At 67.6% G+C, this 13,044-nt stretch carries 12 protein-coding genes; 8 read left to right on the top strand and 4 right to left on the bottom strand.

Going from position 1 to position 13,044, the window contains the following annotated elements; genetic code table 11:
• Positions 1-22 precede the first annotated feature (22 nt).
• From ilvD to BSY239_RS10725, 4 genes are read left to right on the top strand one after another with little or no spacing between them, the layout of a single operon-like run.
• A complete protein-coding gene (gene ilvD / locus BSY239_RS10740) occupies positions 23-1,753 on the top strand; it encodes a dihydroxy-acid dehydratase (RefSeq protein ID WP_069046845.1) in 1,731 nt (576 codons plus the stop codon).
• Positions 1,750-2,625, top strand: a complete 876-nt coding sequence (locus BSY239_RS10735) for an NAD(P)-dependent oxidoreductase (RefSeq protein ID WP_069046844.1) — start codon at positions 1,750-1,752, stop codon at positions 2,623-2,625. Before ilvD ends, BSY239_RS10735 begins: the two co-directional genes overlap by 4 nt.
• A complete protein-coding gene (locus BSY239_RS10730) occupies positions 2,622-3,584 on the top strand; it encodes an NAD-dependent epimerase/dehydratase family protein (RefSeq protein WP_069046843.1) in 963 nt (320 codons plus the stop codon). The genes BSY239_RS10735 and BSY239_RS10730 overlap by 4 nt, the downstream gene beginning before the upstream one ends.
• A 58-nt stretch (positions 3,585-3,642) precedes the next feature.
• The gene (locus BSY239_RS10725; protein ID WP_069046842.1) at positions 3,643-4,635 is read left to right on the top strand and encodes a Bug family tripartite tricarboxylate transporter substrate binding protein; all 993 of its coding nucleotides are present in this window, start codon (positions 3,643-3,645) and stop codon (positions 4,633-4,635) included.
• Between the two features lie 32 nt (positions 4,636-4,667).
• Here the strand turns inward: BSY239_RS10725 and BSY239_RS10720 are convergent, their stop codons facing one another.
• The 4 genes from BSY239_RS10720 to BSY239_RS10705 form a co-directional block, all read right to left on the bottom strand.
• Positions 4,668-5,996: a TRAP transporter large permease gene (locus tag BSY239_RS10720; protein ID WP_069046841.1), complete on the bottom strand. Its 1,329-nt coding sequence runs from the start codon at positions 5,994-5,996 to the stop codon at positions 4,668-4,670.
• On the bottom strand, positions 5,993-6,550 hold the full coding sequence (locus BSY239_RS10715; RefSeq protein WP_069046840.1) for a TRAP transporter small permease subunit: 558 nt from the start codon (positions 6,548-6,550) through the stop codon (positions 5,993-5,995). The genes BSY239_RS10720 and BSY239_RS10715 overlap by 4 nt, the downstream gene beginning before the upstream one ends.
• 79 nt (positions 6,551-6,629) lie before the next feature.
• Positions 6,630-7,700 (bottom strand): C4-dicarboxylate TRAP transporter substrate-binding protein, encoded by a 1,071-nt coding sequence (locus BSY239_RS10710; protein WP_069046839.1) that lies wholly within the window; start codon positions 7,698-7,700, stop codon positions 6,630-6,632.
• A gap of 90 nt (positions 7,701-7,790) precedes the next feature.
• Positions 7,791-8,519 (bottom strand): TetR/AcrR family transcriptional regulator, encoded by a 729-nt coding sequence (locus BSY239_RS10705; RefSeq protein WP_236944176.1) that lies wholly within the window; start codon positions 8,517-8,519, stop codon positions 7,791-7,793.
• Positions 8,520-8,604: 85 nt separating this feature from the next.
• Between BSY239_RS10705 and BSY239_RS10700 the strand changes: the two genes are divergently transcribed.
• The 4 genes from BSY239_RS10700 to BSY239_RS10685 are packed head-to-tail and all read left to right on the top strand — an operon-like array spanning position 8,605 to position 13,043.
• Positions 8,605-9,246 (top strand): CoxG family protein, encoded by a 642-nt coding sequence (locus tag BSY239_RS10700; protein WP_069046837.1) that lies wholly within the window; start codon positions 8,605-8,607, stop codon positions 9,244-9,246.
• A gap of 10 nt (positions 9,247-9,256) precedes the next feature.
• Positions 9,257-10,129 carry an FAD binding domain-containing protein gene (locus BSY239_RS10695; RefSeq protein WP_069046836.1) on the top strand — a complete coding sequence of 291 codons (873 nt, stop codon included), beginning with the start codon at positions 9,257-9,259 and terminating at the stop codon, positions 10,127-10,129.
• A gap of 17 nt (positions 10,130-10,146) precedes the next feature.
• Positions 10,147-10,629 (top strand): (2Fe-2S)-binding protein, encoded by a 483-nt coding sequence (locus tag BSY239_RS10690; protein WP_069046835.1) that lies wholly within the window; start codon positions 10,147-10,149, stop codon positions 10,627-10,629.
• Entirely contained in the window at positions 10,626-13,043 is a 2,418-nt protein-coding gene (locus BSY239_RS10685; protein WP_069046834.1) for a xanthine dehydrogenase family protein molybdopterin-binding subunit, read from the top strand. Before BSY239_RS10690 ends, BSY239_RS10685 begins: the two co-directional genes overlap by 4 nt.
• Position 13,044: the final 1 nt, after the last annotated feature.

Genomic DNA, 13,044 nt, shown 5'->3' with positions numbered 1-13,044 from the left:
CCAGCCACCTCTTCACCGAACCATGACCCCACCCCAACGCGCTTCCCTGCACAAACACCGTTCGAGCGCCGTCACCGACGGCATCGCGCGCGCGCCCCACCGGGCGTTCCTGCGCGCCACCGGATTTGACGATGCCGCGCTCGGCAAATCCATCGTGGGCATCGTCAGCACCCAGGGTGAAAACACACCCTGTTCGATGGCACTGGCTCCTCAGGCCGACCGTGCCCGGCTGGGCGTGGCCGCTGGCGGCGGCGTGCCCGTGACGTTCACCACCATTTCGGTGTCGGACGGCACGTCGATGAACCACAGCGGCATGCGCATGAGCCTGGTTTCAAGAGAGGTCATCGCCGACAGCGTGGAGGTGGCTGTGCGTGGTCATGCCTACGACGGTCTGGTGGCGTTCGCAGGCTGCGACAAGACGCTGCCGGCCATGATGATGGCCATCGTCAGGCTCAACGTGCCCGCAGCCTTTGTGTATGGCGGCGCCACCTTGCCGGGCCATGCCCTGGGCGCGCCAGCCACCATCCTGACGGCGATCGAAGCCGTGGGTGCCGTGCAGACCGGCGCCATGTCGCCCGCACAACTGCAGGCGATCGAACGGACCTGCACGCCCACCGCGGGCTCCTGCCCCGGGCAATTCACGGCCAACACCATGGCCATGGTGGGCGAGGCTTTGGGCCTGTCGCCGCTGGGGTCGTCCATGATGCCCGCCGTCTACAGCGAGCGGCTGGCCATTGCCCAGCGCGCTGGCGAAACGGTGATGCGCACGATTGCCCAGGGCGGGCCCTTGCCGCGCGAACTGGTGACGCGCAAGAGCCTCGAAAACGCCTGCGCAGCCGTGGCCGCCACGGGCGGCTCCACCAACGCGGCCTTGCACATACCGGCCATTGCCCACGAGGCCGGCATCGACTTCACGCTGGACGATGTGGCCACGGTTTTCGAGCGCACGCCGCTGATCGCCGACCTCCAGCCAGGCGGCCGGTACCTGGCCCGCGACCTTCACGAAGCGGGCGGGACGCCCATGGTGCTCAAGACCTTGCTGCAGTCCGGCCATCTCCATGGCGACGTGCTCACGCTGGACGGCACGCCATTGGCCGATGCGCTGCAAGCCTGGCCCGATGCCGACGGCACCATCGTGCGTGCGGTCGGGCAAGTCATCCATGCCACGGGTGGTGTCACGGTGTTGCGGGGCAACCTGTGCCCCGACGGTGCCTTGCTCAAAGTCGCGGGCTTGAGATCGTTGCAGTTCACCGGCCCAGCGCGGGTGTTCGAGAGCGAAGAAGACTGCATGCGCGCGGTGGGTGAGCGCAGCTACCAGGCCGGCGAGGTGCTGGTGATCCGCAACGAAGGACCCAAGGGTGGACCCGGCATGCGGGAAATGCTGAGCGTGACGGCGGCGCTGTACGGGCAGGGCATGGGTGAGACGGTGGCCTTGATCACGGACGGGCGCTTCTCGGGCGCCACCCGTGGCCTGTGCATCGGTTACGTGGGTCCCGAAGCCGTGCTGGGCGGCCCGATTGCGCTGGTGCAGAACGGTGACGTGATCCGCATTGACGCGGCCTCCGGTGTGCTCGAGCTCGATGTGCCTGCCGACGAACTGGCCAGCCGCCAGGCCCGCTGGACGCCGCGCGTGGCCAACCGGCTGGGCGGTGTGCTCGAAAAATACGCCATCGTCGTGCGGCCCGCGCGCCAGGGCGCCGTGACCCACTCGGGCGCCGTCGACTGGCCCTACGAAGGCGAGGCCCGGTCATGACGCACGCAGGCACGGTGGGCTTCTGCGGCCTCGGATTGATGGGCGGCGCGATGGTGGGCCGGCTGCTGCAGTCGGGCCATAACGTGATGGTCTGGAACCGCACGCCGGTGAAGGCGCATGCGTTCGAACAACAGGGTGCGCGGGTGGCCGCCGACCCGGCGGAGATGGCCCGCGAGTGTGAACTGGTCATCCTGTGCCTGACCCATGAAGACGCCGTGCGCGAGGTCGTCTTTGGCCCCCACGGACTGAGCCAGGGTGGCGCGCTGCGTCACGTGGTGGACCACTCCAGCATTTCGCCCGACGCCACGCGTGAGATGGCGCAGCGTTTGCGCACGGATGCCGGCGCCACCTGGGTGGATGCGCCCGTCTCCGGTGGGGTGGTCGGCGCGGCCAACGGCACGCTGGCCGTGATGGCAGGCGGTGATCCCGTGGCCGTTGAACACTGCGCCGGGACCATGCGGGCCTATGCGCGCACCGTCACCGCCATGGGCCCCACGGGCGCCGGACAGGTGGCCAAGTTGTGCAACCAGACCATCGTGGCCACCACGCTGTGCGCCATTGCCGAAGCGGTCTGCCTGGCGCAGCGCAGCGGCATCGATGCCTCGGCTTTGACCACGGCACTGGCCGGGGGCTGGGCCGATTCCGTGCTGCTCCAGATCTTTGTGCCCCGCATGACCTCGACACCCGGTCCCGGCATCGGCGCACTGTCCACCATGCTCAAGGATGTGGACAACGTCGTTCGGGCCGCGCAGGCTGCCGAGGTGCACGCGCCGGTGATGCGGGCCGTCCAGGAGCGCTTTCGCCAAGCACAGGCGCAGGGCCTGGGTGAGGCCGACCTGTCGCAGATCGTGCGCGCCGGGCCATCGTCATGAAGGTCCTCATCACCGGAGCCGACGGCTACATTGGCCGGGCGTTGTCGCAGCGGCTGGCCGCATCGGGTGCGAGGCTTCAGGGAAAGCTGGTCGAGAAGCTCGTGCTGTGCGATCTCCGGCTGCCGCTGGCACCCCCGGGCGCCCACGTGGAGACCATTGAAGGCAGCGTTGCGGACCTGGCCGTGATCAAGGCCATCACCCGGCATGACCCCGATGTGGTTTTCCACCTGGCCAGCGTGCCGAGCGGACAGTCCGAGGCGGCCCACGAGCTTGGCCTGGGCGTGAACGTGCACGCGACCATGGCCCTGGTCGAAGCCCTGCGCCGCGAAGGTGCGCCGCCCACCGTGGTGTTCACCAGTTCCATCGCCGTGTTTGGCGCGCCGCTGCCGCCGCGCATCGACGACGACACGCCCTTGTCGCCCAGCCTGAGCTACGGCGCGGCGAAGCAGATGATGGAAATCCACCTGAGCGACTGCACACGCCGCGGCTTCGTCAAGGCCCGGTCGGTTCGCCTGCCGGGCATCGTCGCGCGGCCGCCAACACCCACGGGTGCCTTGTCGGCGTTTTCCAGTGAACTCATCCGCGCACTGGTGGCGCGCCAGCCCTTTGTGTGTCCCGTATCACCCGGGGCCACCTTGTGGCTGCTGTCCTTGCAGACGTGCATCGACAACCTGTTGCACGCGGCGGAGGCCAGCGACGAACAACTGGCGGGCCAGACCGTGTGGACGTTGCCGGCGCTCAGGGTGAGCATTGAAGCGCTCGTGCGGGCTTTCGAAGCCGACCACCCCGGCGCCGCGCAGCGTGTGACGTACCGGCCCGATCCCTCGCTGGAGGCGCAGTTCGGCAGCCTTCCACCCTTGTCCACACCGCGCGCGGATGCTGCAGGGTTCCGGCACGACGGCACGGTGCCGCAGCTGGTGCACAGAGCGGCCCTGTCGCTGGCGAGTTCCATTTCCTGACGGCTTTCAACCGTCCCCACCCAGGGTGCCCAGCACCTCAACCCCAAGGAGACTTCCGATGCCATTCAATCGACGTGACTTCATCCAGCGAGGCGCCGCCACGCTGTCCGTGCCCGCCGTGCTCGGCGTCGGCCCGCTCCACGCGCAGACGCCCGTCGACACGCTGAAGATCGTGACCGGCTTTGCCGCAGGCGGCACCTCGGACACCGTGTGCCGGCGGGTCGCCGAAGCGGTCCGCGGCCTGTACGCCCGTGCCGTGGTGGTGGAGAACAAGACCGGTGCCGGTGGACAGATCGCCATTTCGACCGTCAAGGCCTCCCCCCCGGACGGGAGCGTGCTGCTGCAGACCCCGGCCTCGATGCTCACCATCTATCCGCACATCTACTCCAAGCTCCCCTACGACCCGTTCACCGACCTGGTGCCGGTGTCGCTGGCCTGCAGCTTCGAGTTCGGCCTGGGTGTCGGCCCCGTCGTGCCGGCGTCCGTCACCACGGTTCCGGAATTCCTGGCCTGGGTGAAAGCCAACCCGCAGCAAGCCAACTTCGGTTCACCCGCGGCCGGCTCGACGCCGCACTTCACCGGCGAAATGATCAGCCGCGCAGGCAACGTCGCGATGCGCCATGTGCCTTACCGCGGCACCCAGGCCGCGATCCTGGATCTGGCCGCCGGACAGATCGCCGCCGTCAGCGGCCCCATCGGAGATTTCCTGCCGCACCTGGGGGCCGGGCGCATCCGGTTGCTGGGTGTGTCCGGCTCCACGCGCAGCCGGTTCGTGCCGCAGGTGCCCACCTATGTCGAGCAGGGCATGAAGGACATCGTCACCGACGAGTGGTTTGCTTTCTACTTGCCCGGTGGCACGCCCGCAGCCATTGCGCAGCAGGCCAATGCCGCCCTGCGCACGGCGCTGGCCAGACCCGAGGTCGTTCAAGGACTGGCCGACATGGGACTTGAAGCGAAGTCGTCAACCCAGGCCGAGCTGGCCACCATGCAGCGCCGCGACCACGAGCGCTGGGGCCCCATCGTGAAGGCCGTGGGTTTCAAGGCCGACTGAAGCGCCCGGTGCGTACTGGCCTTGACCCGTGATCAGGTCAGGGCCAGCGCCATCACCGGGAAGATGGCGATCAGCAGCAACACCACCAGCATCACGACCACGTAGGGCATGGTGCCGGCAAAGATGCTTTCCACGGACACCCTGGGGTCGTTGAGCGTGGATTTGACGGTGAATACCGAGATGCCGAAGGGCGGCGTGAGCAGGCCGATTTCCACCGCGATGACGGTGATGATGCCGAAGTGGATCAGGTTGAAGTCCAGCGCCGCGGCGATCGGCACCGCCACCGGCGTCATGATCAACAGGATGGAACTGGAGTCCAGGATCATGCCCAGCAGCAGCAGGATCACGACGTACAGGAACAGGAAGCCGTAGGGGCCGAGTCCCGCGTCCTGCACCAGGTCGCTGATGGCCATGGGCACACCCGCCACCGACAGCATGCGGCTGTAGAAGCCCGCGGCCACCAGCAGGATCAGGATGCCGACCGACACCGCGCCGGTTTCGGTGAGCACGCGCCACAGGTTGCCGCCGCCCAGCTTGCGCCGCAGGATGGCGATGACGAAGGCACCGAAGGCGCCCACGCCACCGGCTTCGGTGGGTGTGAAGAAACCCGAGTACAAGCCGCCCAGCACCAGTGCCACAAGTGCGGCGATGGGCACCAGCTTGCTCAGCATCTCGGTGGCGGTGAGCAGGCGCGCCGTGCTGCGTTCGGCCGCCAACTCGGCCTGGCGCTTGAGGTCGAACACCAGGCCGGGTGTGAACCTGGCCATGAGCATGATCATGGCGGCGAAGGACGCTGCCATGGCAAAGCCGGGGATGATGCCGGCAATGAACAGGGTGCCGATGGATTGTTCGGCCAGCACCCCGTAGATGATGAGCAGCAGGCTGGGCGGGATCATCATGCCCAGCACCGAGCTGCCCGCCACGGTCCCCGCAGCGAAGCTCGCGCGGTAGCCGTGGTTCACCATCTCGGGCACGGCCACGCGGGTGAACACCGCCGCCGAGGCGATGGACACGCCGGTGACGGCGGCGAACACGGTGTTGGCCGCCACGGTGGCCACGCCCAGGCCGCCGCGCAGACGCCGCAGCAGGGTTTCGGCCACGTCGAAGGTGTCCTTGCCGACGTTCGATATCGACACCAGCAGGCCCATCAACACGAAGAGCGGGATGGTGGCAAAGATGTAGTCGGCCACACCGTTGTAGGCGGAGAGGTACATGAGCCGCATGGCCATGTCCACGTCTTCGCGGATCAGCCAGATGCCGGCAAAACCCACCGCAGTCAGCGCCACCGCGATGTGCAGGCCGAACAACACCAGAAACACCAGGGCTCCGATCAGGAGCCCGCCCATGGCCAGTTCGCTCATGCGTGTGCTCCGATGAAAGGGGGCTGGCGCAGCAGCGAAGGAATGCAGGCAAGGTAGGCCACGGCAGCCACCACAGAGCCCAGCACGATGAGCGCGCGGAACGGCCAGGTGACCACGGTGAAGACACCCTGCACGCCGAAGTACTCCTGGATCTTCATGGCCTCGACCAGCTCGGGCCAGGCGATGAAGGCCAGCGCGAAGAAGAGCAGGGCGCCGACGACGACGTTCAACACCTCCAGCGCCTTGAAGGCGGCGGGTGAACGTTTGCCGATGATGCGCAGCAGGAAGTCGCTGCGCGTCATGCGACCGGAGCAGACGGCCGCGGCCAGCTGCAGGAAGACGATGGAGGCCACCGATCGGGCGGCGAACTCGGCCACGCCGGTGATGGGTGCGTCGAAGAAGTTGCGGCCCAGCACATCGGCCACGATCAGCAGCATCATGAGAAAGATCCACACCGTGCCCACGGCGGCCAGCGCGTTGGCCACGCCCTGCAGCGGGTTGGAGAGGCCGGCGACCGCGGGGGTTTCGCTGGCGAAGTCGGGTTCGTTGTGCACAGGTCACCTGTGAAGGCTGGAAGGAACACCACCCGGCAGCGCACCGCGCCACCGGGTGGACAAGACGGCTGGTGGCCGATCAGCGGTTCTGCAGGTCCCAGTCGCGCAGGGGCTTCACGCCACGGGCACGCAGTTCGTCAAAGTAGGCCTTGAGCACCTGTTTGCCCGCGTCACCCGTGCCTTGCAGCCAGGGCGCCACGATGTTGGGCAGGCCGTTGACCCACTTGGTCTTCTCGGCTTGCGGCAGGTCGGTGATCTGCAAGCCGGCGGCCTTCATGGTGTCGAGCGCCGCGTTGGCGGTCTTGGTGACGTGTTTGCCGTGTGCGACCGAAGTGGCCTTGCCGGCCTTGAGCATCGCGTCCTGCACTTCCTTGGGCAGACCGTCGAACACCTTCTTGTTCACCGCCACGCTGCCGAAGTACATGGCGCCGATGTCGATGCGGGTCAGGTTCTTCGCCACCTCGTACACACGGGCCGGACCGATGCCGCTGGCGAACGACAGCGCGCCATCGGTCACGCCGGTCTGGATGTTGGTGTAGTAGGTGGTCAGTGCGCCGTCCACCGGCGTGGCGCCGGTCTCGCGCAGCCAGTTGGCCGAGGTGCCGGGCGCGTTGATGCGTTTGTTCTTCAGGCTGGCCATGTCCTTCACCGGGAAGGTGGCGTAGATGTCGTAGCTGTCGGTGATCAGCGAGGACAGCGGCACCATGTTTTGTGCGGCCCAGCTGTCGCGCAGCGCCGGCACGGTGGCGTTGAGCTTGTCGAAGATCTCGATCAGTTGCTCGTGGTTGGTGGTGGCGAACGGGGTGAAGTAGGTCACGTTCTGCAGCGGCATGGCGGAGTTCTCCCACACCGTGCCGACCATGCCCACGTCCACGATGCCGTCGCGCACGGCGGCGCGGGTGTCGGTGAACTTGTAGAGCGTGCCGCCGTAGTTTTCACGCCAGCGCACCTCGTACTTGGCGCCACCTTCTTTCAGCAAGCGGTCCACCTCGGGCTGGAACACTTCCTTCATCGCGAAGGCCCAGATGTTGGTGGTGGGGTGGCTGGAGCCGATGTTGACCGTGACGCGTTGCTGCGCCATGGCCGAACCAACGGTCAGTGTGGCGCCCATGGCGACCAGGGTTGCAAACGCGATTCTCTTGAGTTTCATGGTGTCTCCTCGGTGGGTGTCATGGCTGCAGGGTCAGCCGGGTGGGCAGGGTGCCGGTGCCCCCGCACCGGCTTCATCAAAAAGGGTGGTTCAGCGCGCGGCAGTGCGCTTGCGCGTGCTCCCGGTGGTGTCGGCAAACAGGTCGCGGCTGGCGTTCAGGTAGGCGCGCACACGGTCGCGCACCAGGGTCTCGTCGTAGCCCTCGTGGGCGCTTTCGCTGTACACGTCCTGCGCGTAAATCCAGCGGCGCATGGTGATGTAGAAGAAGCCGCCGTGCAGGCCCATGAGCAGCTCCATCTCGCGCTCGCTGGGCTTGGCGCGGCTGACCACACCGCGAAAGCGGCGCGTCTCGCGGATCAGGCGCGGGAACAGCCGCGCGCGCAGCATGGCAAAGAAGCGGTCGGTGATGGTGTGGTCGGTCAGGCCAGAAAACACCAGGATGCGCACGAACTCCTGCGTGAGCGTGATGGTCACGTACTCCCAGTAGAAGGCGGTGAGCTTGTCTTCGACCGCAGTGTCGGGGTTGTCGAGCAGGGCGTCCCACTCGGCGCGCCAGCGGCCTTCGAACACCTCCAGGTACACGCGGTCCACCAGCGCCTGTTTGGTGGGGAAGTAGTGGTAGAGCAGGGCGTGGGTCACACCGATGCTTTTGGCCAGGTCGCGCAGCTGGCCGTTGAAGCCGTGCACCGAGAAGAACTGGATCGCGCCGTCGAGGATCTGGCGCTCGCGCTCCACCACACCCATGCGCCGGCGCGCCGGCGCTTCCGGCTCCGGCTTTTCGGCAACTTCGGCCTTGTCAGGGTTTGTCTGGATGCGCACGCTATTTACCGATCGGTCAATGATTCGTACCATTGTTAACCGACTGGTAAACAAAAACACCCGTGAAAACCCGAGGATTCAAGGCATGGAATTGACTGGAGACATCCTGATCGGCGCACCGCGCGAAAAGGTCTGGGCCGGGCTCAACGACCCGGAGATCCTGACGCGCTGCATCCCCGGCTGCGAAGCCATGGAAGCCACCAGCCCGACCGAACGCACCGCCCGCGTGGCCGTGAAGATCGGCCCGGTGCGGGCGCGCTTCGTGGGCCATGTGCGCATGGAAGACATCCGCCCCAATGAAGGCTGTGTGCTGCGCTTCCAAGGCTCCGGCGGCGCGGCCGGCATGGCCAAGGGGCATTCGAATGTCGATCTCACCGACGAGGCCGGCGGCACGCGCCTGAGCTACACCGCACAGGCCGCCATCGGCGGCAAACTGGGCCAGGTGGGCGGCCGCATGATCGACGCTGCCTCCAAGCAGATGGCCGATCAGTTCTTCACCGCGTTCAACGAACAGATGGTCGGTGTGCCGGTGACGGAGGTCGCTGAGTCGGCACCCGCTGAAGCGGCTTCCCCCGCCACTGCCGCCGCGCCCGCCCCCTTCGTGCCGCGCACCGTTCACGCACCCCAGCCCGCGGCCAGCGGCGAAGGCGTGCGCGTGTTGTGGTTCGTGCTCGGTTCCTTGTCCACCGGCTTCGGCGTGTGGATTGCTTCCCTGTTGACTGTGTGAGGACCGCCCCATGAAAGCCGCTGCCTTCGACTATGTCAAACCCGCCAGCATCGACCAGGTGATTGCGCTGCTGCAGGAACACGGCGACGACGCCCGCCTGCTCGCCGGTGGCCAGACGCTCATGGCCACCCTGAACATGCGCCTGTCCGAGCCGCAGCTGGTGGTCGACATCACCGGCATCGAATCGCTGCGCGGCATCAGCGTGCAGGGCCCGGTGCTGCGCATCGGCGCCTTGGCCACGCACACCGACATCGAGTTCAGCCCGCTGGTGGCGCGCCACGCGCCGCTGCTCAAGGCGGCCGCGCCCCACATCGCGCACCGCGCCATCCGCAACAGCGGCACCTTTGGCGGCTCCATCGCCTACGCCGACCCGGCCGCCGAGTGGCCCACCTGCCTGCTGGCGCTGGGGGGCACCGTGGTGGCGCGCGGACCGAAAGGCGAACGCCGCATCGCTGCCGACGATTTCTTCACCGGCCTCTACAGCACCGCGCTGCAGCCCGACGAACTGCTGACCGCGTGCGAGATTCCGCTGGCTGGTGCCGACCACTGGTTCGGCTTCAGCGAGCTCGCGCGCCGCCACGGCGACTACGCCATCGTGGGCATGGCCGCCACCGCGCGGCGCGAAGGCGATGCCTTGCACGGTCTGCGCATCGTGCTGCTGGGTGTGGACGCCACGCCAGTGCGCGCGCGCCAGACCGAAACGCTGCTGGAGGCCCGTGCGCTCGACATGGCCACCGTGACCCAGGCCGTGGCCAGCCTGCGCAGCGAGATCGACCCGCTGCCCGACCTGACCAACACCCCCGACACCAAACGGCATCTGGCAGGCGTGCTGCTGCACCGCATGTTGCCCACCGCGGCCACCGCAACGACCGCCACCGCCTGAGCCCCCAAGGAACCCCCATGGCAGACCTGTACCCGATCAAACTCACCGTCAACGGCAAACCGCACCAGTGCAGCGTGCAACCGCGCACCCACCTGGTGGACTTCCTGCGCGACGACCTCGGCCTCAAAGGCAGCCACCTCGGGTGCGAACACGGCGTGTGCGGCGCCTGCACCGTGGAGCTCAACGGCCAGATCGTGCGCGGCTGCCTCACCCTGGCCGTGCAGGCCGATGGCGGCACCGTGCAGACCATCGAAGGTGTGAGCGCCTCCGGCGTGATCCGCGATCTGCAAGACGCCTTTGTGCGCCGCAACGCCCTGCAGTGCGGCTTCTGCACCTCGGGCATGTTGATGGCAGCCAAGGAACTGGTGGAGCAGATGCCCCACGCCAACCGTGCCGAGGTGCGCGAGTGGATCTCGGGCAATTACTGCCGCTGCACCGGTTACCACGCGATCGTGGACGCGATCTGCGACGTGCTGCAACAACGCAAGGAGGCCGCATGAAACGCGACACCGTCAACCTCGAACCCGGTGTGGACCTCAGCCGTCCCCTGACCCCGGTCAACGACGACCAGCGTTACATCGGCGCTTCGGTGCCGCGCGGCGGCATCGAGCGCCTCACCCAGGGTCTGGGTCAGTACCTGGACGACATCGAGCTGCCGCGCATGGCCCACGTGGTCTATTGGCGCAGCCCGGTGGCGCACATGCGCATCAAGTCGGTGAACGCCGACTTTGCCCGCGCCATGCCCGGCGTGCTGCTGGTGGCCGACGGACAAGACCTGGCCAAGGTCTGCAAGCCCTGGGTGGCGACGTTGGGCCACCTGGCAGGCATGAAGTCGGCACCCCAGTACGCGCTGGCGCTGGACCGCGCCTGCTGGCAGGGCGAGCCGGTGGTGGCCGTGGTGGCCGAGACGCGTGCCGAGGCCGAGGACGCGCTGGCCTACATCGAGGTGGACTGGGAAGAACTGCCCGCCGCCACCGACATGCTCACCGCGCTGGACCCGTCCACGCCGCTGATCCACCCCGAGCTGGGCGACAACCTCTGCTTCACCCGCACGCTGGACGTGGGCCAGGTCGACGAGACCTTTGCCCAGGCCGACGTGGTGGCCGACATCGAGTTCGAGTTTGGCCGCCACACCGGCGTGACGCTGGAGCCGCGCGCGCAGATCGCGCACTGGAGCCCGGCCGACCGGCGCCTCACCGTGCACCACTCGTGCCAGGCGCCGCACATGATGCAGGACCTCTACGGCCGCCAGTTCGACCTGCCGGCCAGCGCCATCCGCGTGGTCTGCAAGGACGTGGGCGGCTCGTTCGGCATCAAGGTGCACGCGTATCCCGACGACTTCGCCACCGTGGCGCTCTCGATCATGCTCGGCCGCCCGGTGAAGTTCGTGGCCGACCGGCTGGAGAGTTTCACCAGCGACATCCACGCGCGCCATCACCACATCCAGGCGCGCATCGCGGTCAACCGCGACGGCGAGATCCTCGGCTTCGACATGAAGGACCTCACCGGCATCGGCCCGTACTCCATGTTCCCGCGCACCAGCGCCATCGAAGGCAACCAGGTGGTCAACCTCGTGGGTGGTCCCTACAAGCACAAGCACTACCGCGCCAGGCTCGACGTGGTGTTCCAGAACAAGACGCCGACCTGCCAGTACCGCGGCGTGGGGCACCCCATTGCCTGCGCCGTGACCGAAGCGCTGGTGGACCTGGCGGCGCAGAAGATCGGCATGGACCCGCTGAAGATCCGCGAACTCAACGTGATCCCCGACGACGCCTACCCCACGGCCGGCATCTCGGGCATCAAGCTGGAAGTGCTCTCGCACGAGGCCAGCCTGAAAAAGCTGCGCGAGCTGATGAACTACGACGCGCTGCGCGCCGAGCAGGCCGCGCTGCGCCAGCAGGGCATTCACCGCGGCATCGGCTTCGCCACCGTGATCGAACTCACCAACCCCAGTGCCGCGTTCTACGGCGTGGGCGGCGCGCGCATCGCCTCGCAGGACGGCGCCACCGTGCGGCTGGACCCCGAAGGCCACATCACCGTGCTCATCGGCGTGGGCGAGCAGGGCCAGGGCACCGAAGGCATTTACCAGCAGATCGCGGCCGACGCGGTGGGCGTGGACATCGCCAAGGTGCGCGTGGTCACCGGCGACACCGACGCCACGCCGTATGGCGGTGGCACCTGGGCTTCGCGCGGCGCGGGCATTGGTGGCGAAGCCGTGTTGCTCGCCGGCCAGGCGCTGCGCGAGAACATCGTGAAGGTGGCAGCCATCATCCTCAAGCGCGACGGCGCCACGCTCGCGGTGCGGCGCGACCGCATCGTGGACGCCAGCACCGGCGAAGAACTGCTGCCGCTGGCCGAGCTGGGCCGCATTGCGTACTTCCGCTCCGACACGCTGCCTGCCGAGTTCACGCCCGAACTCATGGTCACGCGGCACTACGCGCAGCGCGACTTCCCCTTCATCTTCACCAACGGCGTGCAGGCGTCCTACGTGGAGGTGGACACCGACACCGGTTTTGTGAAGCTGCTCAAGCACTGGGCGGTGGAAGACTGCGGCCGCGTGCTCAACCCCATGCTGGTGGACGAGCAGATGCGCGGCGCCATCGTGCAGGGCATCGGCGGCGCGCTGCTCGAAGAGTGCCTCTACGACGAGAGTGGCCTGATGGTGAACGCCAGCATGGCCGACTATCTGGTGCCCATGTCGGCCGAGATGCCCGACATCGAGGTGGCCCACATCCAGACGCCCACCGCCACATCGAAGCTCGGCGCCAAGGGCGCGGGCGAGGCCGGCACGGCGGGCGCACCGGCGGCGGTGATGAACGCGATCAACGACGCGATGGCGCCGTTCGCTGCGCATGTGTTCTCGCAGCCCATCACGCCGCAGAAGGTGTTGCGAGCGCTGGGCAAGGTGCGCTGAT

The organism is Hydrogenophaga sp. RAC07, from assembly GCF_001713375.1.
Taxonomy (GTDB): Bacteria; Pseudomonadota; Gammaproteobacteria; order Burkholderiales; family Burkholderiaceae_C; genus Hydrogenophaga.
This window is presented reverse-complemented; position numbering and strand designations above follow the sequence as displayed.